Genomic DNA, 25,536 nt, shown 5'->3' with positions numbered 1-25,536 from the left:
CCAAACTCACTGAGCCAAATCCACCTTTTCCCTTATTGTCCTTCCCTGAAATCCCACTTTCGAAATCTCACTATTCCCTTCCTTATTACCTCCTATACACACCCTCATATTTTTTTTCAAAAAGCTTTTTGAACAGGGAGCCGGTCATCCCGGAAAAGCCTCCAATCATAAATCCAAGTAAAGCGGTGGCAAACCATAACAAGTTATCATTTTTCAAACCCATCAAATCAGCCATCTGTTGCGGCAAGGCCGAACTAGTCACTGCCAAGATCCTGATCACCATAGAAAACCACACTATTCCAAAGGAAAAACCACTGGCTAAAAAGGAAGAACCTGCTCCAGCCCCTACAAAAAAGGCTATAAAGGCCACGGCCAACATCAGCCCCCAATAAGGCAGAAAACCTCCCAAAAAGAAGACTGCCAAAGCGGTGAGTAAGAATAAAATCAAAAACTTTTGCATAATACTTAGTTTGTGAATATGGTTTCAAATAAAACTTCCTGGTTATCTGTGGCTTTTCTCAGGTTAAAATTGATATAATCACCATTCGCCCAGATCTTGATGAAATTATCATAATACTTACTTCCCGGATTACCGGACTGCCCACCTGGATAAATCCCAAATGCAGTGATCTTATCTCCCATTTCCACTACGTACCTCCAACTAGCTCCGTGCCTCTCCCCTGTTGCATTTAAAATACCACTATAACCCCCTGTATAAATATTTCTCCTGCTGAAAGATTCAAAATTAGGCACTAAATGCATGATCCTCGTCCCCTTAAAGGCTGCCCAGTCATAGCTTCCTTTATTTTCTTCCCATTCCTTGATTTCTTTGACCATTTCCTCGAAACTTTGTCTGACCAAGTCCATAGCCGCTTCAGTTTTCTGGGAATCTGGTATGTCAAACAGTTCACTTTCAGGCTCATTGAGCAAGAGTTTTACTGTTTGATACTTATTGGGAAGCACGACAGGAAGTGAATCATTTTCCCATTTGGCCCATATCAATTTATACAAATGCTTCCACCATGTCTGGAACAAAGCAGGCTCTACCTGATTGGGAAAAGTGTTGTAATTCCACTGTATCAATTGCTCAATATATTTATTGCCTTCTTCCCCAAAAGTTTCTTCTCCACCGCTTTTCTCCAGCAAATGCATCATGATAGGCAATGCCTCTGAAGCATGCAGATGATATTGATCAAACTGCAATCGCTTCATATCCTCTATGGTAATATTTTCAGATTCCCTCAAAACATTATTCAATCTGCGGTTGCGGTAATGCTCAAAACTATCGTCAAACATGTAGTAGGGATAAGAGGATGCCGTACTGTGCTGATTAGCAGAAGAAACAAAGCCTCTCTCAGGATTGAATGTGGAAGGATTCTGCTCAAAGGGAATATAACCTTGCCACTCAAAAGCCGGGTTATTCCCATCCATCAAAAACTTCCCTTGTCCCTCCCACTTCAGCGGAAATCTACCCTGCACCTTCATGGCAATATCTCCTGTACGGGAAGCAAAGACGAAATTCTGTGCTGGTGAAGTAAAATAATTGAGTGCAGAAAGATAATCTTCATGGTTTTCCCCTTTATTCAACAAAAGGAAGGTTTTCTGTTCATTCGATTCCAAATGAGCTGTCCATTTCAAGGCAAAATTGATATCCTGACGCTCCCCTCTAAAGGTCTTGTCAAATACTACAGGTCCATGATGGGTATAGACCACCGTGTCTATAAAAGAAGGATTTCCCTTGACTTTGATTTCTTCTATCCTTAATGTGCTCTGAATCCACCTGTCATTGTAAAGGTATTCGGTGCGGCTTTCATCCTTGAATTGTATGGAGTACCAATCTCTGGTATCACGGGTCGCATTGGTGACACCCCAGGCGATATTTTCATTGAAACCTGAAATGATTCCCAAAGCCCCTGGAAGGGTCGCCCCCTTTACAGTATGCCGAGGGGTGGAAAGCTGCATGGCATACCATAAGGAGGGTAAGTTGAGACTCAAATGGGGATCATTCGCCAAAATGGCCGCTCCATTTTTGGTTTTTGCAGGTGCCACAGCCCAGTTATTGGATCCTACACCTGGTTCTGGCTGAGGAAGGGTTTTAACCAATATTTTGATATTTGGATAATCTATACCCTCCGGCTTTTTTACTGGTATGGGCTCAAAATCCCATACCCTTTCAGCTTCAATTACTGGATCATTTTCCTCTGGAAACAATGGGAAAAGCTTGTCCAATAAGCTTTCTCCGATCATTTGCCTCATATTAGTATATTCCAGATCCTTATCTCCAACCAACATATCTGCCATATACTTGAGCAATAGCAGGGATTTGTATACAGACCAATGCTCAGGCTGATAGGCCAGGATCTTATACTCCAAAGGAAGCCTAGCTCTCGATAATCCATCGATGTATTGATTAACGCCATCCGCATAAGCTTCTATCAATCTGTAAATTTCCGGATCATTGTTTCTAATATGCTGCACTGCCTGCTCTGCACTATAGGCCAGACCTTTTCTCCTGGTCATCCTATCCAACTCTATAGCTATCGGACCTACAATCTCCGATACCCTTCCGGCTGCGGCCATGGTCTGAAATTCCATCTGCCACAACCTGTGTTGGGCGGTGACATAACCCTGGACCCGGTAAAGATCTTCTTCATTCTGGGCAAAAACATGGGGGATCAGATGCTCATCGTAAACCACCCGAACCTGTTCCTTGAGGTTTTTTAGCTTGATGTTTTCTTTAGCGGTCACATCTTCACTGTATGCATTCTGCCAAAAACCATGATTGGGGTCCAACAAAAGACCCAATGGTGGTACTGTCCCCATTTGAAGGGAAAGCACAACTGCCAAACCGACCGTAATGATCAGACTGAAAAAGAAAGCAATGTATCTCATAGGTGATTCGAAGTGGAAATAGGTGCCGTCAATTTAGAGGTAAATAGTTAAAATTCACATATTATAGGTTCTAAAAATTCCAATAAACCGAACTGTTTTATTTGACTGTTAATCATTAGTAGGTTTAATTATTCTGATGATTGGAAACTAGGCGGAAGTGACCTATTTATTTTTTTGTCCACGAATTACATCAATTACACGAGGGAGGGCCGTGCTTTTCCCATCATCTGCCATATTATTATCCCCGAAGTTGTAGAAAAAATTAACACGAATCAAAGACTTCGTCTTAATATGACCATCACCGAATGTAACATCAGGCGCAAGCTTTAATTCGTATAAATCACCTCCGCTGATTTCTTTCTTACTTTGTTTTACCAAAAGAAATCTTTTCGTGGAAATCCATGTAATTCTTGCCCGGAGCAGGTGGGCGTGGACCATTTTTCTTGTCCACGAATTTTCACAAATTGCACGAAGGAGAGCCCTGTTTTTCCCATCATCTGGCATATTATCATCCCTGAGGTTGTAGAAAAAAGATTAAAGCGAATTTAAAACCCCACCTAAATTTCCCAGACGCAACGTAACATTAAGGGCTAGCTTTAATTCGATAAAATTACCGTTTCTAATTTCTTCCTTGCTTTATTTTAACTAAAACCATCTTTTAGTGGAAATCTGCGAAATTCATGGACATTTTTTTTTAGCAGACCCTTCCTACGTACAAATGACAATTGAGGAGCTGCTTCACTGTGTTAACATTGGCAGAATACCGGAACCGTCACTCTGAGCAAAGCGAAGAGTCTCCCAAAATATTAGGAGATCCTTCATCCTTCCCGCAATACTGCGGGACAGGCTGTTCCTCGGATTCAGGATGACGGTACGGGCTGTCATTGCATTTCTGAAAATGCCAAAATTTTAAAATCTCAGCATGACACGTAATATTGTCATTATACTTTCTTTCTATGTCCCTACATGTTAAATTCTCAGGCTGACGGTTTCTAGAATCCAATCATTGGTACTTTGACATTAAAACAAGTCATTCTTGACATTTTAAAAACAAACCAACCCAAATATTACCATTACTGTAATAATTCTCACTTATCCGATTAGAATTTTACTGATTATTCAACTCTTCCTAAATTAGCCAATGAAAGAATTATTTTTTGCACTTTGTGACCAATCTGTCATATTTAAAAGAAAAAATAGAAAAGGAGAGGTTAATTTTTTAAACAAAAAAGGCTGTTCGTGTAAACGGACAGCCTCTTTTTTTAAAGTTCCAAGTGAATTACTCTATCACAATTGGCAGAACCAATTTCTCCCATCTTACCACAATTCCTGGACTTTCAAGGGCAATGCTGAGTTGCTCTTGGCTTTCTCCCACCCATTGCGGAGAAGATTCCACCCTCAGCACATCATTCTCCTGCTTGTACTGAAAATGACCATGTTCCAAATTCCATTCGGAATTGAAAATAACTGTCCATTTTCCAGATGATCTGGGGATGGTAAAAAGGGAATATCTTCCTGCTTTCAACTGCTTACCTTCCACGGTGACATCAGAGTCAAAATCAACATAAGTGGATTCGTTGGCACCTGTCCTCCAAACTTCATTGTAAGGGACAAGGTCTCCCCAAATCACCCTTCCTTTTACGGAAGGAGCTCCATATTGTATTAAAACATTTGTGTCTCCGATCTTCCCTTCCAATGAGCGAAGTGGACTTGCTCTTTGATCTCGGGCAGGAATTTCTTCCATCTCAGCAGATGCTGGTTCAGCAGTTTCAGCTTTTTTACCCCCTCCACAGCCAAAGAAAAACATGGTACCGGCAATGATTGCCGCCAACATCAAAATGTTTGTTTTTTTCATAGTTTGGTCTTTTAACAAATTCGAAGATAGACAATTTCCCAATATTCCTAAAATTTCGCTTTTTTTAATACAACCTATTTGCTTACTTTTCATCCTAGTTAATCATATATCAGATATACCAACAACCCATGAAAACTATTTTCACCTTATTAAAATCAGGTATTTTAAGTTGCTTCTTGATCCTGCTCCTGTTTTCTTGTCAACAGGGAAAGGAAGTCAAAGAAACTTTTGAAAACCCTTTTTCAGGACCAAGCCCTTGGCCGGAAATTAGAAAAGAAAGGATCCAAAAACTCCTTCCTGATGCCATGAAGGCTGCGGGAGTCGATGCATGGATCATCATTTGCAGGGAGAACAACAACGATCCTATCGCACACCATATCGGTGGTGAAAATGCCGGAGGAACTGCTCTTTTTCTTTTTTACCTGGATAATGATCAGGTAAGATCCCTGGCATTTTCCCCGATTGGTGAAGCCACCGCCTTGGCGGATCTTAAAATCCATGATGAGGTGGTCCCAGTAGAAAGGGGCCGTTCGGCAATTGGTGATGCTTCTATGCTTATTTTGGGAAGGAATTTTAATAAAATCGCAGTCAATTTCTCAAATGACAACGCACTGGCAGATGGACTTAGTTATACCCAGAAACTTGAACTGGAAAGGGCTTTAGGACCACAAGCGAGCAGGTTGGTTTCTGCAGACGAACTGATTTATGAATGGCTGTCCGTCAAGTTACCGGCAGAAGTAGAGATCATGACCAAAGCCGCTGAACTGACCTCTCAATGGCAATATGAAGCCTATGCACAGGTCAGGCCTGGAGTAAGTACTGATGCAGACATCGCTAAATTTTTGAAGAGCAAGATGGAGGAATATGGAGTGGCTGATGCCTGGCATCCTGATCAGAACCCTAATGTGAACTCGGGAGTGGACAGAGGTCATTCGCATGCAACCGACAAGGTAATCATGCCTGGAGATGTTATTCAGATTGATTTTGGAATCCGGGTTTGGGACATGTGGGTGTCTGATATCCAAAGATTTGCTTATGTTCTTAGAGAAGGGGAAACACAAGCACCAGACTCTGTACAATATTATTTTGAATCTTCTATTGGTGGTAATAGGATTGCTTTGGCTGCCATGAAGCCCGGAGTATTGGGTTACCAAGTGGATAAAGCCCAAAGAGACTGGATGGCTGAAAGAGGTTCCGAACCTGTAATGTGGAGTACCGGGCATCCTGTAGGTTATGTGGCGCACGATATTGGGCCAAGTCTTGGAGGAGGATTACTGCCTGATCCAAGCGTGAGACCAACAGCGGTAAAACCTTTGAAAGAAGGAATGCTCTTTGCTTTTGACGGATTTCATGCCTGGAAATTGCCTAATGGTGGCACTAAGACCATGTCCGTCGAAGAGACTGCTGTGGTGACCACAGATGGAGCGAGATACCTGATCGCACCACAGGAAGAATTGATATTGATCAAATAATTCAAAAACGCAAATTTTCTTTAAGAAAACACCTGCCAGGTTTCTACACCAAATTCATTTAAAAAAATTGAAATTGGGTCGTATTTTAAAAAACCTGGCAGGTTTTCTGTCTCTATTACCTAGGTCAGTGCTCTTGGGAAATGAAGAAAATTTTCGGTTTATTTTGATCGGTTTAATTCAAAAACTTGCATTCAGCTTGTTTAAACAATACTTTCGAATTCTCAAAGGTGTTTCATGATCAGGTTCATTACAGTTCTCCTATTTTTGGTCTCTTTGGCACTGTTTTATAGTGTCTATATATCCCCTGAATTTTTTCCCTATGTCGGGCTGATTACTCTTACCATTCCGTTGTTATTGTTGATCAACGGGCTTTTCTTCATCCTGCTTCTTTTGGCAAGACGCAAATTGGCGATAGTCCCATTATTGGCCATTATTATAGGTTGGAAATTTATTGGAATAACCTATCAGTTTCCCAAAAAAGCAGACGACCAGGAAGGATTATCTGTTCTAAGCTACAATGTGGCCTTATTTGCCTACGACAAAAACGGGGATTGGCGGGAAAACAATAAAAACGTTATCAAATGGCTTCAGGAAAATCCCTCAGACATCAAATGTTTTCAGGAGTTTTATCAGGACCCTACAACCCCTTCCAGAAACACCACAAAACTTTTAGGCAACGAATTGGGCTATGAATATAGCTATCAGATCATCGAGGGCAAACCACGGTCAAGATCCTACGGCATGGCCATTTTCAGCCGGTACCCCATAATCAATGAAGGAAAAGTCTTTGATACACAGCGCAATAATGGCGTCATATTCGCAGATATCAAGGTCGACAAAGATACCATACGAATCTACAATGCCCATTTGGAGTCAATGAGCATAGAATCTGAAAATCTCAATAACCTGGATGGAATAAAAGAAAATTACCGACAAACACTCAGAAAATTAAAAAGAGGGCAAGTGACCAGGGCATCCCAACTAGGGATTCTGGAAGAACATATGCGTAATAGTCCTTATGTGAATATCTTGGTGGGAGACTTTAATGACATGCCTTATAGCTATACCTATTTCAACCTTCGGAAAAATATGAAAAATGCCTTTGAAGAAGCTGGAAGTGGTTTTGGCTTCACCTACAACAAAGTGCTTTTTTTCTTAAGAATTGACAATATTTTTTACGATGAACCACTGATTATCCAACAATTTAAAACCCACAAAGAGGTAGATTATTCTGATCATTACCCCATTTCCGCTGTATTTACTTGGGTAAAACCTTTAATGAAACCTCAGGAAATCAACAGTGAGGATTGATGTTTTTTATTTCCCATATTTTTCCTACTTGAATTAACAAAACCGGCAATAATAGCAAATCTGCCAATAATGCAAATATCAAAGCAGTACTGATCAAAAGTCCTGAATAATAAGTCACACCAAATTGACTTAAAATTAACACAGCAAATCCTGATGAAAGTATCAATGTAGTTAGGATAATGGCTTTGCCTGTATCAATGAAAGTCCGCTTTAAGGCATAAAGCCATTTCCTTCCTTTATTTAATTCAATTTTCAATTTTGACATAAAATGTACACTGTCATCCACGGCAATACCGAAAGCTACAGTAAATAAAATGGCTGTAGTCAATTTCAGTTCAACCCCTAAAATCCACATCAATCCGCACATCCATAACAAAGGGATCACATTCGGTATAAGTACTATAATAGCAATCCTCCAGGAACGGAATAAAACGCCAGCAATAATAGCCACAATAAAGAAGGCTACTATTAGGCCTTTCAACATTTGTTGACTTACACTTTCATGGGAAATATCGATGAGATGGGAAGTACCTGTAATACTTACTTTTAATAAACCAGGGTCAATTTCGCTTGAAAGGAATTGATCCATACGGTTTTTTATTTGCCTGGATTGGAGACTTCCTATATCTTCCATTCGGGTTGAAAGCCTGCCCGATTGTCTGTCATGGGATAATATAAATACAGGTAGATCATTAAATGCATTATCTAAATACGGTTCCATCCTTTTCCATTGGCCAGGACTTGGAAAAACATAGGCCTTTTCGTTCCCTGAATTCATGGCCTGATTCAAATTTTTCACCACTGCCAAGGGTGAAAAAATCGGACCTGAGCTAAAATTGGATTGGATAAATTCCTCCACCTTATCAAGTTCTTTTAACACTTCCCACTCCAACAGACTCTTGGCCTGAGTCCCTTTTTCTACAAAAAATTCCAAAGGCTTTGAACCCCCAAATTCCCTGTCAAAAAAACTAAATTCCCGGATCAATTCATGATCCCTGGGTAGGTTGTCCAAAATAAAACCATTTACTTTTATATCGGTCATTGCCCAAAATGCCAATAAGGACATAACCGTGAAAATCCATATGACCAACTTTTGACTTTTAATGACCCCCAAAAACGTAATCCTCATACTTCTTCTCCAAAAGGCTGCATGATTTGCTTTCTGAACCATTTCAATGGAAGGAATAAAATACAGCACACCAGGAGTGATCAAAATAATAACTAAAAAGACAATCAAAACGCCCAATCCTGTAAAAAGCCCGAAAAACTTTAAGGAAGGGACCGAGGTAAAATAAAGCGACATAAAACCCAATGAAGTCGTAAGGCAAGTCAAAAAAACTGCAAGGGTGATTTCCGAAAATGACTTCTGAATGGCTTCCTCCTTAGAATATCCATGCCTAAGGTAATTGAGATAGTGGTTGAAATAATGTACTAAGGCAGCCAAAGCAATGATGGACAAAATGGTGGGCTGCATCACGGACATCACATCCAATGCTTTCCCAAAATACAGTCCCAAGGCCAAAGCCCAGATTAATGCTATGGCAATTACGAGTATGGCTGCCAAGACTGTCCACCATGACCTGAAAATCAGAAAAAGAATCAATACGATCAACATAAAAGAAATTCCAAGGAAAAGAGAAAACTCTTCCTTCATCAAGCTTACAAACTCACCTTGAGCTTTGATTTTCCCCGCAGAATACACCCTCTCAAAGCCATAACCATGAAGCAATTCTATTATCTCACCATAAAGCGCGTCTCCTGATTCTTTGGAAATTTGCTGTTGGTTGTGAACTATCAAAAGCAGAAAATCCCCATCGGCACTGATCAGATTTCCTTTCCATCTTTCCGATCCCAAAATTTTCTTTTTTGAATGCGCCAATCTCCCTTCATCTGACCAATCCAACAACTTCTTTCTTTGGATACCAAATGGACTAACAATCACATCCTCTACATCCAAAAGAGAATAAACCCGCTCAATTTTCTCCAATTGCCCCAATTGGGCCTTCAAGGATTGGAATTCATTTAAAAAAACCGTATCAAAAACATCTTTATGTCCTACGGCTATCAACAAGTAATCATTGTCATTCTCAAACTTCTGTCGGAATTCCTGATAAAAGGCCAAATCCGCATCATTCTGTTGGAAAAATCTCTCAAAATCATAATCAAAAAATACCTTTGGAGGAAACACAGCCATCACCAAAAGAATGATGGTGGCTATCAAAAGCCCAAAGTAACTTTGCTTTTTTGTAAATATCATGATGAGAAAATATACTGGAAAATTTTGAAATTGTTTTAAAAAACATGTTCCAAAATCCATTTCAAATTTTCTAATTTTAAAGGAATTCCTATCTTGCTGAACCTAATTAAACCCCAAGAATCATGAAGCAATATCACGACCTGATGCAGCACATTTTGGATAATGGAGTAAAAAAGGAAGACCGCACAGGCACCGGAACTTTAAGTGTATTTGGTTATCAGATGCGCTTCAATCTGGAAGATGGTTTCCCATTGGTAACTACCAAAAAACTGCACCTGAGGTCAATCATTCATGAATTGCTTTGGTTTTTGAAGGGAGAAAGCAATATTAAATACCTCAAGGATAACAAAGTGTCAATTTGGGATGAATGGGCAGACGAAAATGGGGACCTAGGTCCTGTATATGGCTACCAATGGAGACATTGGCCTGACGGTAAGGGGGGAGAAATCGATCAGATCAAAAACCTGATCCATCAGATCAAAACCAAGCCGGATAGCAGAAGGCACATCGTCAGCGCCTGGAATGTGGCAGATGTGGACCATATGGCCTTGCCTCCTTGTCATACCTTGTTTCAATTTTATGTGGCTGATGGAAAACTTTCCTGCCAATTATACCAAAGAAGTGCTGATGTGTTCTTGGGGGTTCCGTTCAATATTGCTTCCTATGCACTTTTCACCATGATGATAGCCCAAGTTTGTGATCTGGGATTAGGCGATTTTGTGCATACTTTTGGGGATGCCCACTTGTACAGCAATCATTTGGAACAGGCTAGGCTACAGCTCAGTAGAGATTTTAGACCGCTTCCAACTATTAAAATTAATCCGGAAGTCAAAAATATTTTTGAGTTCAAATTCGAGGATTTCGAACTGCTGAATTACGATCCGCATCCGCATATAAAGGCAGCGGTAGCGGTGTAGTGTCATACTTTGTTGTTATATAATGAACCGAAAGCCCCATATTCAATGGTCCTTTAGTGTAACTGTAAGACAACGTCACCGGCTGCTGTTTTATTTGCCCTTCAATTGAAAATTCCCGCTTCTCGAAATTTGCAATTTCGAGAAGCGATCAAATGGATTTCAAATCCATGGTATCCAGGTTCAGGATTATAAATCCCGAACAGCGGACAAATCCCAAAGAGCGGATCATTACAGCAAATACCCCCATCCAAACTTTTTTAAATCCACCGCAAACCATTGATTTTTCCAATCATTGAATTTCTTATTTGCTTGGAAATTACTTTCTATATTTAAGCTGCTGTAAAATCAAAACCATGAAAAACTTCTACCTTTTAATTATCCTAGTTTTGACCCTGACCATAGCCTGCCAAGAAAAAAATATTGAACAAGGCCAAGACGAATTGCCATTTAATGAGTCATTCAGGCCTCAGTTTCATTTTTCACCACCAACACAATGGATGAATGACCCTAATGGAATGGTGTATTGGGATGGGGAATACCACCTTTTCTACCAGCATTATCCGGACAGCAATGTATGGGGTCCCATGCACTGGGGACATGCTGTCTCCAATGACCTGGTGCATTGGGAACATTTACCTATAGCCCTCTATCCAGATGAAAATGGATGGATCTTCTCTGGTTCGGCAGTTATGGATTTAGAGAACACCAGCGGGTTGGGAAGCGTAGAAAATCCTGCCATGGTAGCCATTTTTACATTTCACGACCCCATAGGTGAAAAAGAAGGCCGAGATGATTTTCAGACCCAAGGCATTGCTTACAGCACGGACAAAGGAAGAACTTGGAGCATGTATGAAGGTAATCCCGTTTTAAAAAGTCCTGGGATTAAAGATTTCAGGGATCCTAAAGTTTTCTGGCATGAAGACAGCAATAATTGGATCATGTCCCTTGCAGTAAAAGACAAAATAAGTTTTTATGCCTCACCCAACTTGATTGAATGGACCTATTTGAGTGATTTTAATCCAACATGGGCAGCTTATGGAGGAGTTTGGGAATGTCCGGATCTATTCCCTCTTACTACGGAGACCGGTGAAACCAAATGGATTCTTTTTGTCAGTATCAATCCCGGCGGTCCTCAAGGTGGCTCTGCAACACAGTATTTTGTGGGGGATTTTGACGGAAAAAGCTTTGCAAGCACCACACAATCTGTAAAATGGCTGGACTGGGGTGCCGACAATTATGCAGGCGTAACCTGGTCCAATGTACCCGATCAAGATGGCAGAAGATTATTTATTGGTTGGATGGGCAACTGGAATTATGCCCAAGTAGTGCCTACCAGTCCATGGCGATCTGCCATGACTGTGCCGCGATCTCTACATCTTTCCAAAAAAGATGATGATTACCTATTGATTTCAAAACCCATTGAAGAACTGAGAAAATTAAGGGTAAGTAATTCACAAATAAAAGGAGAGGAAATCCTGCTCGAAAGTGAATTGATAGAACTGGATTTACGGACTACTTCATCAAATTTCCGCATGGAATTGGCCAATGCTAAGGGTGAAAAATTGGTTTTTACCGGCAATAATCAAAGCATAACCCTTGACAGAAGCCAATCAGGGAAAATTGACTTTGATAAAGGCTTTTCCAACCTGCAAATCGCCCCATTAAACGGCATTAATGTACAAAGCCTCACTGTTTACCTGGACAGGTCTTCCATTGAGGTCTTTGTAAACAGTGGTGAATTGGTTCTGACATCTATTCAATTCCCCAATGAACCATATAACAAACTCATACTGGAGGGATTTGATGCATCTAGCCAAATTTACCCCCTCAAGAGAATCTGGTGATGCATATGCTCTGCCATGAAGAAATTTGTCAAAAACATGGTAAACACATTAAATTCCCTTATTTTAAACCCGAATCATGCATTAGGGTTCGTAATGAGTGTTCAAAATACAAAAGAATCAAGCATTTAGGGAATGAAGCAAAGCAATCTCTTGGTAAATGAGCTAAATGAAGTGAAGCGTTTGATTATGTCCGCCGCGGCGTATGAACTCTTAATAACTTGCGCGCCGTGGCGTAGAAATTCTAATGCATGTTTCGGGTTAAAACCTTGACCAATTATACACTAACCTCTTATGCAAAATAAAAGCTATGTACTTTTCTTGTCCATCACTGCTGCGTTGGGTGGTTTTTTGTTTGGATTTGATACTGCAGTAATATCCGGGGCAGAAAGAGACATTCAGGAACTTTGGGATTTAAGCGATTGGAGTCACGGGCTGGCAGTAGCCATGGCCCTTTATGGCACCGTGATAGGGGCCTTGTTTGGGGGTATTCCTGCCGATAAGTTTGGCAGAAAAGCCTCCCTCCTCTGGATTGGCATTTTCTATCTGGTTTCTGCCATTGGTTCAGCTATGGCCAATGACGAAATCACCTTTATGTTCTTCAGGTTTTTGGGAGGCTTGGGGGTAGGAGCTTCATCGGTTGTAGCTCCCATGTATATCTCAGAAATTGCACCAGCTTCAAGAAGGGGACAACTGGTAGCGCTTTACCAGTTCAACATAGTATTTGGTATTCTGATGGCCTACTTCTCTAATTACCTAATCGGAACGGCGAATCTGGATGAAGCATGGAGGTGGATGCTTGGCGTTGAAGCCATTCCGGCATTATTGTATTCTGTGCTGATCATGAAAGTACCAAGAAGCCCGAGGTGGCTGATCGCCAAAAGAGGGGATTTCGATGCGGCAAGGGAAATTCTCAGCAAAACTGATCCTGAGGGAGTAGATGCTGCTATGGAACAGGCCATTGCTGAAAGCAAGGAAATCAAGGGTAAAGTAGCAGCAACAGCTCTGTTCCATCCAAGATTTCGTAAGATATCCTTTTTCGCCTTTTTGATGGCATTCTTCAACCAAATGTCCGGGATCAATGCCATTATTTATTTTGCCCCAAGAATATTTGAATCGGCTGGGATAGCTACTGAAGATGCCCTACTGTCCACCATTGGTATCGGGGTCATCAATTTGGTAGCTACCATGTTGGGGCTATACTTTATTGACAAACTGGGCAGAAGGAAACTCATGTATATTGGTTCGGTGGGTTATATTATATCGCTTTCCCTAATGGCTTACAGCTATTTTGGTGGTGCAGTAAGCAATACGCTCCTGCCCTACTTCGTATTTATTTTCATAGCTTCCCATGCCATTGGACAGGGATCGGTAATATGGGTGTTTATTGCGGAGATTTTCCCTAATGAATTGAGGGCATTTGGACAATCCTTGGGTTCCTTTACCCATTGGATTTTGGCTGCCCTTATCGCCAATGTATTCCCCTACTTTGCGAATACTTTTGGGGCCGGAAATATCTTCGCTTTCTTTGCGCTGATGATGGTACTGCAATTGCTCTGGGTAGCCTTCCAAATGCCGGAAACCAAAGGGAAATCACTGGAGGAAATTCAAAAAGATTTACAACAAGGACATGGTTAAAAAAGTGGTTTGCTTTGGGGAAATGCTCTGGGATTGCTTCCCCGATCATGAAATCCCAGGGGGGGCTCCTATGAATGTGGCCCTACATTTATGTCAATTGGGTTTGAATGTGCAAATGATCTCCAGAATTGGACTTGATGCGCATGGGGAAAAATTATTGGACTTCACATCCTCTTATAAACTTGACCCAACATGCATACAAAAGGATGAAATACATCCTACTGGGAAAGTCATATTGGACAACAAAGATCCCGAAAATATCAAATACGATATAATATCACCTTCGGCTTGGGATTTTATCGCCTTGACTAATGAAGCCTTGAAAGCGGTAAAAGTTGCTGATGCTTTAATTTTTGGTTCCTTATCTGTAAGAAATCATGAGAGTTGGGAGACGCTCTACCACTTACTGCACGAACCGACACTTAAGATTTTCGATATCAATCTAAGGGCACCATTCTATGATTTTGAGCAGATTGAAATCATCCTGGGTTATACAGATATTTTAAAAATCAATGAAGATGAACTGGTTATCGTTGCCGATTACTTTGATATTGATTTACATGAAAAGGCCGGTCACTTGGAAAAGTCCAAACCGGTCTGTGCTTATTTGACAGAACACTTCCCCATTGCCATGATCTGCGTGACCTTGGGTTCTAAAGGGGCTTTGATCTATCAGGAAAATAAAATCATATCCCATCCTGGATACAGGGTAAAAGTAGAAGATACGGTGGGTTCGGGAGATGCTTTTCTCAGTGGTTTTGTCAAGACGTATTTGGAAGGAAAAAGACCTGAAGATGTTTTGGATTTTGCCTGTGCGATGGGTGCCTACGTTGCTACCCAAAAGGGAGGCACGCCGAGGTATGAGATAGAGGATGTATTGAAGGTAAAAGAGGCGGCAAAGTGACATTCAATGAATTTAGTGACAAGAAAAACAAGAAAAATAAAATCAAGCTTTTCATAGTAGCAGCAAAAATATTCAGATCTATATTTATTGAACTCTTATGTTGCCAATAACCAATAAAAAACGTTTAAATGTTTTATACCACTTCGATTTTGGGTAAATCCGTCTGTTGTAAGTAGAAATTTCGGATAGTTATCTTTGATTTTTTCCAATGCCCCAAACTCTCGTTCTTTTGTTTTTTCATTATCTATTTGCCAAGCCACTTGGTAGTATTCAACATCACCCGTTTTGGTTTTGCATACAAAGTCTACTTCGCTATTCCGGCTAGTGCCAGTCCAAATTTTGTTCCCTCTCCGAAGCAGTTCTAAGTAAACAATATTTTCCAAGATATGTCCTCTGTCAGTGGTGCGCTCTTTTCCAGTTAAAACATTGAGCAAACCTGTGTCAACCAGATAATATTTTTCTTGAGTTGCCAATTGTTTCCTGCCTTTTAAATCAAATCGGTTCACCTTATAGAAAACAAAACTCTGTACTAAATATTCCAAATACTTTTCTACTGTCGCATGGTGGATGCTTTGACCATCTTGTTTTAAAGTATTTGAAATATTGTTTGGCGAAAGTGCATTTCCAATATTTGAAGCAACAAATTTCACAATATTTTCAAATGCTCGTTTGTCATTTATTTTGTGTCGTTGTGTTATATCTTTATCGATTATAGTTTTATATATGGCTTCCAAATATTCATGGATTTTATCGTAGCCCTCATCCCGCAAAGAAACCGCCTTGGGTAAGGAAGTCTCATTTGCATAATCGAAAAACAAAGGCTCGTAATTCAAATATTTGTTGTTTACATCAATGCCTCTTGCAATTAAATACTCATTGAATGAAAAGGGCAAAATGGAAATATCAATATAGCGTCCACTCAACAAAGTAGCCAATTCGCTACTTAAAAGAAACGCATTTGAACCTGTGATGTAGACATCAACATTTTTTGAGGCAAATAACCCATCAACCAATTTTTCAAATAATGGGATATTTTGAACCTCATCTAAAAAAATGTAGTTGGGCTTGTCCGTCAGTAACTTCCCTTTAATACCAAAATAAATATCATCCCATGTTTTCCCTATGAAATTTTCAGGTAATTCAAAATTATAGAAATGAATCTGTTTTTCCCCTATTCCAAGATTGAGAAGTTTCTCGCGATACAATTCTAACAAAGTAGATTTACCAGACCTGCGCAAACCACTTACTACCTTAATAAGATCCTTATCTTTGTAGGATAATAATTTCCCTATATATTCTTTCCGGTCTGTGTAATTAGCCATATGACAAAGATAGAAATAAATTATCGAAACTTGCAAAAAATGCAAGTTTCGATAAAATAAGATAAATTATTTCACCAAAGCTAACTTTCAAATGAGTCAGAAATAGGACTTTAAAGAGATTTAAAAAATCAGAAACCAATTTTATAAACCAGAAAACTTGCAGTCAATTAATCCCAAAAGTCACAAAAGAATGATTATCAGTCCTTCAAACTTACTGTAACTTTTGTTTCCTTTTGTATCTTTTCCCGAAAATCAGGACAAGTTGTGGTCCAATAAAAAACACTTACAATAGTTTACATCACCTTAGATAAAGCAGCTTTCCACTGCCCATATACCTCAGCATAAGCCGCTACCTTCTCTTTCTCCGGTTCAAAAACAGACAAACGCTCCAGACCGGCAAAGGCTTCTTTCGCATCCGCATAAATGCCTGCACCGATTCCAGCCCCCCTGGCCGCTCCTTGTGAACCATCGGTATCGTATAGCTCCAAACTCACTTGGTTCATATTGACAAATGCTTCTCTGAACAACGGGCTTAGAAACATATTGGCCTTACCAGCCTTTACTGTATTCAGGTTCAAGCCCATATCTTTCATGATATCAAAACCATACTTCAAAGAGGATACAATTCCTTCCTGAACAGCTCTGAGCACATGTCTTCTATCATGTTGTAGCAAATTCAATCCCATCATATGGGCACCAACTGGCTTGTTCTGCATAATTCTTTCCACCCCATTCCCAAAAGGAATAAAACTTAATCCATCTGCCCCAATGGAGATTTCACTGGCCAATTCATTCATTTGAGGATAAGTGATGGCCTCCCCTCCTATCAATCTCTTGACCCAGCTGTTCAATATCCCCGTTCCATTGATACAAAGCAATACACCGTATCTCGGGTCTTTCTGGCTATGATTAACGTGGACAAAGGTGTTGACTCTGGATTGCGGATCATAAACAGGATTCTTGCTGACCCCATAGACCGTACCTGAAGTACCGGCAGTAGTTGCCAGCTCGCCTTCTTCCAGAACATTCAGGGAAAAAGCATTATTGGGCTGATCCCCTGCCCGATAGGTAATAGGTACTCCTGCATCTATCCCTAAGATACCTGCCGCTTGTGTAGTGACTGTACCTTGAAGACTGAATGATGGCACTACCTCAGCAATAAGGCTTGAATCAATTTTATAGTAATTCAGCAGTTTATTGGAAATACCATTTTCTTTGAAATCCCAAAAAATCCCCTCTGACAAACCTGTCTCTGAAGTTTTGATCTCCCCGCTCAGCTTCATGGCTATATAGTCCCCTGGAAGCATAATTTTGTGGATTTTTGCGTAAAGCTCCGGTTCATTTTCCTGCACCCACTTGAGTTTGGAAGCAGTGAAATTTCCTGGAGAGTTCAACAGGTTGGGAAGACAATAGTCCTCGCCTAAAACTTCAAAAGCATTATTTCCAATGGCTACAGCCCTACTGTCACACCAGATGATAGAAGGACGTAATACTTTCCCATCTTTATCCACGCATACCAAGCCATGCATCTGATAAGAAATCCCAATGGCTTTCAATTCACCAGATTTGACATTACCCTGCTTGGTAACAGCATGGGTGGTTTCAATGATATATTTCCACCACATTTCAGGATCCTGTTCAGCCCAGTCCTTTTGGGGAGAAGCTATGGGCATTTCTACTTTTGGAAGGCCTTCTGATGCAACAACCCTACCTGAATCCGCATCCAAGAGCGTAGCCTTTACTGAGGAGCTCCCTATATCGTAACCTAATAATAGCCTTCTCATTTTACCAGAATATGATGTATAATGCTGCAATTATGGCGGCTATGACTATAGCTCCTATTTTGAAAGTCATACTGGTCTTAAACAGTTCTTTAGTGACTTCAATGCTATTTGGATGATCCTTACCTTTTCCTTCAAACAAGCTGATTGCAATGATCAATGCAGCTATTATCAAGAAAACTACCCCCATTCGGTCAATAAAGGGAAGATTCGGCAGCCCAAATTTAAGCACAGTGGAAAGAGGAATAGTCAGTACAGCAGCAGTCAGAGCTGCATTGGAAGTAGTCTTTTTCCAGAATACTCCAAAGAAGAAAATGGCAAAAACACCAGGAGACACAAATCCAGTGTACTCCTGAATAAACTGAAATGCCTGATCTAAGGTGCCCAATGCTGGAGCCACTAAAGCTGCTACCAAAAAAGCAACAAAGGCGGCAATTCTACCTATTCTAACCTGCTTCACTTCTGAAGCATCTTTATCCATATACTGTTTGTATATATCCATGGTAAAGATGGTGGAAGTGCTATTGGCCATTGAAGCCAAGGAAGACACTATAGCTGCTGTCAATGCTGCAAATGCCAGTCCTTTTAATCCAGCAGGAAGTAATTGCAACAAAGTGGGATAGGCCCTGTCTGATTTGATCAAACCTGAAACCGGATCTGTCATAGATTGAATAAAAGAAGAATCGCCTCCTTTATTTACTATAACCAAAGCTGCAATTCCCGGAACAACTACAATCAAAGGCATCAATAATTTTAGAAAACCCGCAAAAATTACCCCTAACTGCGCTTCGTTAAGGTCTTTTGCAGCCAAAGCTCTCTGTGTAATATATTGGTTGAATCCCCAATAACTCAAATTCACAATCCACATGCCTCCTACAAGTACACTAAGACCTGGAAGAAGGGAATAAGCATCTTCGGTACCTCCTTTACCATCAGGAATGATCATTTCTCCCTTATCCAAAATCATGGAAAAATGGCCGGGAACTTCCTTTCTCAAGAGCCCAAGACCCTGCCAGGCATCTCCGTCTCCAACTATACTCAAAGCAAGATAAGTTGTCGCCAAACCGCCAGCTACCAGGAAAAATACCTGTACTACATCCGTCCATGCAACAGCCTTCAATCCTCCATAGATTGAATATACCATGGCAAACAAGGCCAATCCGACAATCCCATAAGTCATAGGGACATCCAAAATGGTATTTAAACTCAATGCCCCCAAATAGAGCACAGAGGTAAGGTTTACCAATACATACAGCAACAGCCAAAAAACAGCCATGGTAGTCCTTACACGTGCATCATACCGGTCCAGCAAAAATCCGGGCATGGTATAAATACCTTTTTTGATATAAACAGGAAGGAAAAATATAGCCACTACCAATAGAGTAGCCGCTGCCATCCATTCATAAGTCGCAATTGCCAAGCCCAGCGCAAAGCCTGAACCTGACATTCCGATAAACTGCTCTGCTGAAATATTGGAAGCAATCAGTGATGCTCCTACTGCCCACCAAGGAAGGGCTTTGGAAGCCAAAAAATAATCTTTGGAATCTTTGACATGGCCTTTTTTCTCCCTGGAAACAAACAAGCCAAGGCCTACAATGAGACAACAATAGCCTATAAAGACAATGAGGTCAAGTGGTTCTAATAGCATACGATATGGTTTATTGTAAAGGTTTGAGCTCGAAACAATTTTCCGGATTTTACCCCTAATATGAATCGAAATATCTCCAAATATAATGTTTTCAATTAATCTGCTAAGCGTTTTTGTATATTTATGGCAACCTCTTTAAACCTAAAATAACAATGAAAAAAAAATTTCTCATTTTTATCCTTTCCATATTTCCCGTATTTGTTTTTGCCAATGATGGATACGGGTTATGGCTCCAATATTTACCATTTGAAAATAAGGCTATTACTGAATACTATAGTGATTATCTGGACAATATCGTTCTCCTTGGCAACTCCCCTACCCATGAAGTCATTCACAAAGAATTGGAATTTGCATATTCAGGATTTTTTGATAAAAAAATCGGAAAAATATCACGGACCAACACAGGTTCAGGTCTATTGTGGATTGGAAAATTGGATGATTTTCCCAAAGAAATTAAAGATGCCTTATCAGAATATGCCCAATCACTCAATGATGAAGGATTTTTATTACATTACTTGAAAGGTAAATTAATCGTCAGTTCTAAAACAGACATTGGGTTACTCTATGGCACTTATGCCTTTCTGAAAAAAATCCAGACCAGGAAAAAACTGGAAGATCTGCATGAGATCAGTAACCCCAAAATTCAGAAAAGACTTTTGAACCACTGGGATAACCTCAATAGAACTGTAGAAAGAGGTTATGCAGGATTCAGCATCTGGAACTGGCATAGGTTGCCACAGCACATTGACCAACAGTACATAGATTATGCAAGGGCTAATGCATCGATTGGTATCAATGGTACCTCCATCACCAATGTCAATGCCAATGCACTGGTCCTGACTTCAGAGTACCTTGAAAAAGCAGCTGCCTTAGCAGATGCTTTTAGGCCTTATGGTATCAAAATATATCTAACTGCAAGATTCAATGCCCCCATGGTACTGGACAACCTGCCTACTGCAGACCCACTTAACCCTGAGGTCCAACAATGGTGGAAAGATAAAGTCAAAGAGATCTATGCTTATATCCCCGATTTTGGAGGATTCCTGGTCAAAGCTGATTCAGAAGGACAACCTGGACCACATAATTACGGTCGGACACAGGCCGATGGAGCCAATATGTTGGCTGATGCTGTCAAGCCTTTTGGAGGGATTGTCATGTGGCGGGCTTTTGTGTACAATGAACATACCCCTACAGACAGAATCAGGCAGGCTTATGATGAGTTCAAACCACTGGATGGAAAATTCAGTGACAATGTCATCGTTCAGGTAAAAAACGGACCATTGGATTTTCAGCCTAAGGAACCTTTTCATCCACTTTTTGGGGCTATGCCCGAAACGCCCTTGATGATGGAATTCCAGATAACGAAAGAGTATTTGGGACAGGATACCCACTGGGTCAATCTGGCATCGATGTGGGAGGAAGTACTTCAATCTGATACTTATGCAAATGGTCCAGGTAGTACTGTAAGCAAAGTATTGGATGGAAGCCTACATGATTACAAACTAACAGGTATTGCCGGGGTATCCAACATTGGCACTGACAGGAATTGGACAGGACATCAAACCGCTCAGGCTGATTGGTATGCATTTGGTCAGTTGGCCTGGAACCCTAATCAAAACATTGAAATAATTGCTGAGGACTGGATCAGAATGACCTTCAGCAATGATCCGGAAGTCATCAAGACCATGAAAGGGATCATGATGAATTCCTATGAAATCCTGGTCAATTACATGACTCCGCTGGGACTGCACCACATCATGGCCCGAAGCCATCACTGGGGACCAGGACCTTGGGTAACAGGTGGGGGCAGGGATGACTGGACCGCCACTTATTATCATAAGGCAAACAGCGACAGCATTGGCTTTGACAGGACTGAAACTGGAAGCAATGCATTGGCGCAATATGCCCATGAATGGAAGGAAATATGGGGCGATTCAGAGACAATTCCTTTGGAGTTTTTACTTTGGTTTCACAGAATGCCCTGGAACAAAAAACTTTTCACTGGAAACACCCTTTGGGATGAATTGGCAATTTCATACCAAAAAGGAGTAGAGGGGGCGCGATGGATGCAACAAGAATGGAATAAATTAGAAGGATTAATAGATCCTGACAGGTTTAAGCATATTGCTTCTTTTCTCAAGATCCAAGTGAATGAGGCTGAATGGTGGAGAGATGCCTGCCTTTTGTATTTTGGACAGTATTCTAAAATGCCACTCCCTGAAGGTGTGGAAGCTCCAAAGCATGATTTGAACTACTACCTAAATTTTAAAAGAAACTTTGTCCCTGGAATTTAAAATGAAAACATCAATCACCTTATTTTCAATCCTTGTAGGCATTTTGATCTACCAACCTGTTTTCAGCCAAGATAATGGTCTGGTGTTAAAAGAAATGTTCAAAGATGCATTTTATGTAGGCACTGCCATCAGTTATCGACAGGCTTCTGGAGATGAGCAGCAAGCCTGGCCTTTATTGGAAAAGCATTTCAACAGTATCACTTCAGAAAACATGATGAAATGGGGGCCCATTCACCCAGAACCCGACAAGTACAACTTTGTATCCGCGGATCAATTTGTCGCACTGGGCAAAAAAATGAATGCCTTTGTCATCGGACATACTTTGGTCTGGCACCAGCAAACACCCAAATGGGTATATCAAAATGAGATGGGAGAATCACTGATGAAAGAGGCCCTATTGGAGAGAATGGAAAAGCATATTGAAACGCTGGTAGGACGTTATAAAGGCCAGGTGCATGGTTGGGATGTTGTCAATGAGGTATTTGAAGATGATGGAAGCTATAGGGAGTCTGAATGGTATCAGATTACAGGAAAAGAATACATCCTCAAAGCATTTCAAAAAGCCCATGAAATGGATCCGGAGGCTGAACTGTATTACAATGATTACAACCTTTGGAAACCGGAAAAAAGGGAGGCTGCCATAGCACTAGCTCAAGAGTTAAGAGAAAAAGGGTTAAGGGTAGATGGAATCGGTATGCAGGGACACTATATGTTGGATTCACCACCGGTGGAAATGATTGAGGCATCCATCATAGCAATTTCAAATGCAGGCTTCAAAGTGATGGTAACTGAACTTGATGTGGATGTACTTCCCAGACCTCGGGCAAGTGAGGGAGCGGACCTCAATAAAAACTATGCTTTGGATGAAAAATTCAATCCTTACACAGCTGGCCTGCCAGAAAGTATAGCCGATAAATTTGCGAAACGCTACACGGATATTTTTTCGGTCTTCTGTAAACACCAGGACAAAATCAGTCGCATAACCTTCTGGGGGCTGCATGACGGTGCTTCCTGGCTGAATAATTGGCCTGTACGGGGACGGACCAATTATCCTTTACTTTTTGACAGGGATTTTAAAGAGAAAGAAAATGTAATCCAATCAATTTCCAACGTTACATTTTAGTGCTTTTCCAATCCTCCCCTAATTCACCAATGACTTTAGCTGTTAGAGGAGCCCATTTTGAAAAAACTGAGTTAGCAAGAACCGGCTAATCTAAAAAGTCACACTTGGAAAACTAAAAACCTTACTTTGACTTTTATTGTCCTTGGAAATGGAAATAGAAAACTGTTCTCCCATCACATAATTAATAGTGCTCCTCCTATTTTCAAAATCCAACTCCTTGGTATCGATAGTTCTCAAATGATGAAAAATAGAAGCTTCAAAGTTTTTGGGAATAAACTCCGCTACTGTTCCATTTTCCATCCTGATATAACGTAAAGCATAAAATACCTCAGCCTGGTCAGAATTAGGATATCGTGCACTGATTGTCTGAATAGTTTTTGGGGACTCAAAATATTTTTGATGGTAAAAATCATGCGTCATCAACTTAATGGAATACTCCGGCTTCTTTAAGAACTTCTTAGGCGAAGTTTCCCTGACTTCAAAAAAGGCAAATTCCGACCGCTCAAATTGATTCAATGCTTCAAAAGGTCGCTCCTCATCATCTATGAACAATTCAGCGTTTTTGGTTTTTAGCCAAAGATCAAAGATCTCCGCTCTGATTTCTTTTTTATCCGGAGGAGTTGTATACGAAATTTTGGTCACCACTCTTGGGAATTCTTTTTGCAATAAAATCAATTGCTCATAGGTGACCTCGTCAAAGAAAGGAAAGTGGGATATTTGATTTCGTTCTTCTTCATTCAGGCTAAAATAAACTTGACGTAAAGCTTCCAAGTTCAATTTCTGAAGTTCCAATACAAAGGGCTTCTCCTCAGAAAAACCTTCTGAAAGTAATTTTTCAAATTTTTTTACTCCTTCAGTTTCTTCAGAGATGAAAAACCCTAGGTCGTCACCAACTTTACTTGAAGTTAAGGTGAAAAATAAAAGCATAGCAAGGAAGAAGCTACCTAATTTCAAAAAGGTTAACCTCATGGGATGGGATACTTTTCCCATCATCATCAATCTTCTTTTTGTAACATGAAAGTTAAATGCACTACTTATTGGATGGTTCCCAAACAAGGAAGATACTTTATTCACCAAGAGGTTCTGGTAAGAAGCATGGTTTTCAAATTCCCTTAAGACATGCTCATCGGCCAAAAACTCATGGTTGAGCTGAATGGCTTTTTTAAACAAAAGCAACAAAGGATTAAACCAAAAAACACATTTCAAAACTTCAACCAATAAGATGTCCCAACTATGTCTCTGCCGGATATGGGCCAACTCATGCTCCAAAATTTCGGGTTCAATCGCTGAGGTATTATATTGAGTCCGTGAAACAAAGAGGTAATTCAGGAAGGTAAAAGGCAGTACATCATCTTTAAGCAATACCAGTCTGTAGCTCCCCATATCTATTTGGGAGTTGCTTTTCAGTAACTTTCGCATACCATTCAACTGCATCAAAAATCTGATAGAAAATAGCAGCAATCCAAAGAAGTAAATCCCCATTATGACCTGACCCAATGGAAATTTTGTACCGCTTACCTCATTTTTTCCACTTTCAACCACAGCTAAGCTTTTGTCCGGCACTTCTTTAACTTCAAAAGGTATTAAAACCTCCTCCAATTCAGCAGCCGGTTGTTTCAACTCCCATTGATTCCAAATTTGGTTTGATTTTTCCTGCACCGAAGGAATGACCTGAGGCATTTGAATAAAGGGTAAAGCCAAGGAAAAGCCCAAAGCAGTCAATAGGTAAAACCTGTTGAAGCTGAATATACTTTCCCGGGAAAGCAATATGTGATACATTCCATAAAATAAGCCCAAGGCGAGTGTCGATTTGATAAGAAATAGGATCATGGCTTCTTGGATTTAATTTGATCTTCAATAATGGATTTTAGCGACTCCAATTGCTCCTGATTCAAATTGGTTTCTTTTGTAAAAAAAGAAGCAAACTGTGAAGGCGAATCATTAAAAAAGTTCTTGATCAAGTTGTTTACCTTACCTGAAAAATACTCAGATTTGGAATACAATGGAAAGTACTCCCGTGAATTCCCAAATGTTTTAAAGCCCAAAGCCCCCTTATCCGTCAATCGCTTCAATAAAGTGGCAATTGTGGTCGGAGCAGGTTTGGGCTCAGGATAAGCCTCCAAAATATCCTTCATAAATGCAGTCTCCTTTTCCCAAATAAAATTCATGAGCTGTTCTTCTGTTGCTGATAGGTTCATTTTCTACTATTATAGAATTTATTCTACAAATGTAGAATAAATAATTTTCTAACCAAAACTTTAAGTTAAAAAATCTTAATCAT

Annotated in this window: 18 protein-coding genes; 8 read left to right on the top strand and 10 right to left on the bottom strand. The window is 40.3% G+C overall.

What is annotated here, in order from left to right:
- Window positions 1-85: 85 nt before the first annotated feature.
- The 4 genes from CLV48_RS05390 to CLV48_RS05375 form a co-directional block, all read right to left on the bottom strand.
- Entirely contained in the window at window positions 86-460 is a 375-nt protein-coding gene (locus tag CLV48_RS05390; RefSeq protein ID WP_106566247.1) for a hypothetical protein, read from the bottom strand.
- Between the two features lie 5 nt (window positions 461-465).
- Entirely contained in the window at window positions 466-2,892 is a 2,427-nt protein-coding gene (locus CLV48_RS05385; RefSeq protein ID WP_106566246.1) for a penicillin acylase family protein, read from the bottom strand.
- Window positions 2,893-3,054: 162 nt separating this feature from the next.
- Window positions 3,055-3,396 (bottom strand): hypothetical protein, encoded by a 342-nt coding sequence (locus CLV48_RS20505; protein WP_106566245.1) that lies wholly within the window; start codon window positions 3,394-3,396, stop codon window positions 3,055-3,057.
- Between the two features lie 775 nt (window positions 3,397-4,171).
- Window positions 4,172-4,747, bottom strand: coding sequence for a DUF2911 domain-containing protein (locus CLV48_RS05375; protein WP_106566244.1), 576 nt, complete (start codon window positions 4,745-4,747; stop codon window positions 4,172-4,174).
- 128 nt (window positions 4,748-4,875) lie between these two features.
- On the opposite strand from CLV48_RS05375, the gene CLV48_RS05370 reads away from it, so the two are divergent.
- Entirely contained in the window at window positions 4,876-6,219 is a 1,344-nt protein-coding gene (locus CLV48_RS05370; RefSeq protein ID WP_106566243.1) for a M24 family metallopeptidase, read from the top strand.
- A 234-nt stretch (window positions 6,220-6,453) separates the two neighbouring features.
- The gene (locus CLV48_RS05365; protein ID WP_106566242.1) at window positions 6,454-7,530 is read left to right on the top strand and encodes an endonuclease/exonuclease/phosphatase family protein; all 1,077 of its coding nucleotides are present in this window, start codon (window positions 6,454-6,456) and stop codon (window positions 7,528-7,530) included.
- Here the strand turns inward: CLV48_RS05365 and CLV48_RS05360 are convergent.
- Window positions 7,514-9,787, bottom strand: coding sequence for an efflux RND transporter permease subunit (locus CLV48_RS05360; protein ID WP_106566536.1), 2,274 nt, complete (start codon window positions 9,785-9,787; stop codon window positions 7,514-7,516). The genes CLV48_RS05365 and CLV48_RS05360 overlap by 17 nt on opposite strands.
- A 122-nt stretch (window positions 9,788-9,909) precedes the next feature.
- Between CLV48_RS05360 and CLV48_RS05355 the strand changes: the two genes are divergently transcribed.
- The 4 genes from CLV48_RS05355 to CLV48_RS05340 all read left to right on the top strand — a co-directional run bounded on the left by CLV48_RS05355 (window position 9,910) and on the right by CLV48_RS05340 (window position 15,087).
- On the top strand, window positions 9,910-10,704 hold the full coding sequence (locus tag CLV48_RS05355; RefSeq protein ID WP_106566241.1) for a thymidylate synthase: 795 nt from the start codon (window positions 9,910-9,912) through the stop codon (window positions 10,702-10,704).
- A gap of 353 nt (window positions 10,705-11,057) precedes the next feature.
- Entirely contained in the window at window positions 11,058-12,548 is a 1,491-nt protein-coding gene (locus CLV48_RS05350; protein ID WP_106566240.1) for a glycoside hydrolase family 32 protein, read from the top strand.
- 291 nt (window positions 12,549-12,839) lie between these two features.
- Complete coding sequence (locus CLV48_RS05345) at window positions 12,840-14,183, top strand: sugar porter family MFS transporter (protein ID WP_106566239.1); 1,344 nt, start codon at window positions 12,840-12,842, stop codon at window positions 14,181-14,183.
- Window positions 14,176-15,087, top strand: coding sequence for a carbohydrate kinase family protein (locus tag CLV48_RS05340; RefSeq protein ID WP_106566238.1), 912 nt, complete (start codon window positions 14,176-14,178; stop codon window positions 15,085-15,087). The genes CLV48_RS05345 and CLV48_RS05340 overlap by 8 nt, the downstream gene beginning before the upstream one ends.
- Window positions 15,088-15,182: 95 nt before the next feature.
- Here the strand turns inward: CLV48_RS05340 and CLV48_RS05335 are convergent, their stop codons facing one another.
- The 3 genes from CLV48_RS05335 to CLV48_RS05325 form a co-directional block, all read right to left on the bottom strand.
- A complete protein-coding gene (locus CLV48_RS05335; protein WP_106566237.1) occupies window positions 15,183-16,409 on the bottom strand; it encodes an ATP-binding protein in 1,227 nt (408 codons plus the stop codon).
- Between the two features lie 293 nt (window positions 16,410-16,702).
- Window positions 16,703-18,193, bottom strand: a complete 1,491-nt coding sequence (locus CLV48_RS05330) for a xylulokinase (RefSeq protein ID WP_106566236.1) — start codon at window positions 18,191-18,193, stop codon at window positions 16,703-16,705.
- 1 nt (window position 18,194) lies between these two features.
- The gene (locus CLV48_RS05325) at window positions 18,195-19,838 is read right to left on the bottom strand and encodes a sodium/sugar symporter (protein ID WP_106566235.1); all 1,644 of its coding nucleotides are present in this window, start codon (window positions 19,836-19,838) and stop codon (window positions 18,195-18,197) included.
- Between the two features lie 152 nt (window positions 19,839-19,990).
- On the opposite strand from CLV48_RS05325, the gene CLV48_RS05320 reads away from it, so the two are divergent.
- Both CLV48_RS05320 and CLV48_RS05315 read left to right on the top strand, forming a co-directional pair.
- Window positions 19,991-22,132, top strand: coding sequence for an alpha-glucuronidase family glycosyl hydrolase (locus CLV48_RS05320; protein WP_106566234.1), 2,142 nt, complete (start codon window positions 19,991-19,993; stop codon window positions 22,130-22,132).
- A gap of 1 nt (window position 22,133) precedes the next feature.
- Window positions 22,134-23,255: an endo-1,4-beta-xylanase gene (locus tag CLV48_RS05315; protein ID WP_245889492.1), complete on the top strand. Its 1,122-nt coding sequence runs from the start codon at window positions 22,134-22,136 to the stop codon at window positions 23,253-23,255.
- Between the two features lie 90 nt (window positions 23,256-23,345).
- On the opposite strand, the gene CLV48_RS05310 is transcribed toward CLV48_RS05315, so the two are convergent.
- Both CLV48_RS05310 and CLV48_RS05305 read right to left on the bottom strand, forming a co-directional pair.
- A complete protein-coding gene (locus tag CLV48_RS05310; protein ID WP_106566232.1) occupies window positions 23,346-25,085 on the bottom strand; it encodes a M56 family metallopeptidase in 1,740 nt (579 codons plus the stop codon).
- Window positions 25,082-25,453 carry a BlaI/MecI/CopY family transcriptional regulator gene (locus tag CLV48_RS05305; protein ID WP_106566231.1) on the bottom strand — a complete coding sequence of 124 codons (372 nt, stop codon included), beginning with the start codon at window positions 25,451-25,453 and terminating at the stop codon, window positions 25,082-25,084. The genes CLV48_RS05310 and CLV48_RS05305 overlap by 4 nt, the downstream gene beginning before the upstream one ends.
- Window positions 25,454-25,536 lie beyond the last annotated feature (83 nt).

This window comes from Cecembia rubra (genome assembly GCF_003014575.1).
Taxonomy (GTDB): Bacteria; Bacteroidota; Bacteroidia; order Cytophagales; family Cyclobacteriaceae; genus Cecembia_A; species Cecembia_A rubra.
This window is presented reverse-complemented; position numbering and strand designations above follow the sequence as displayed.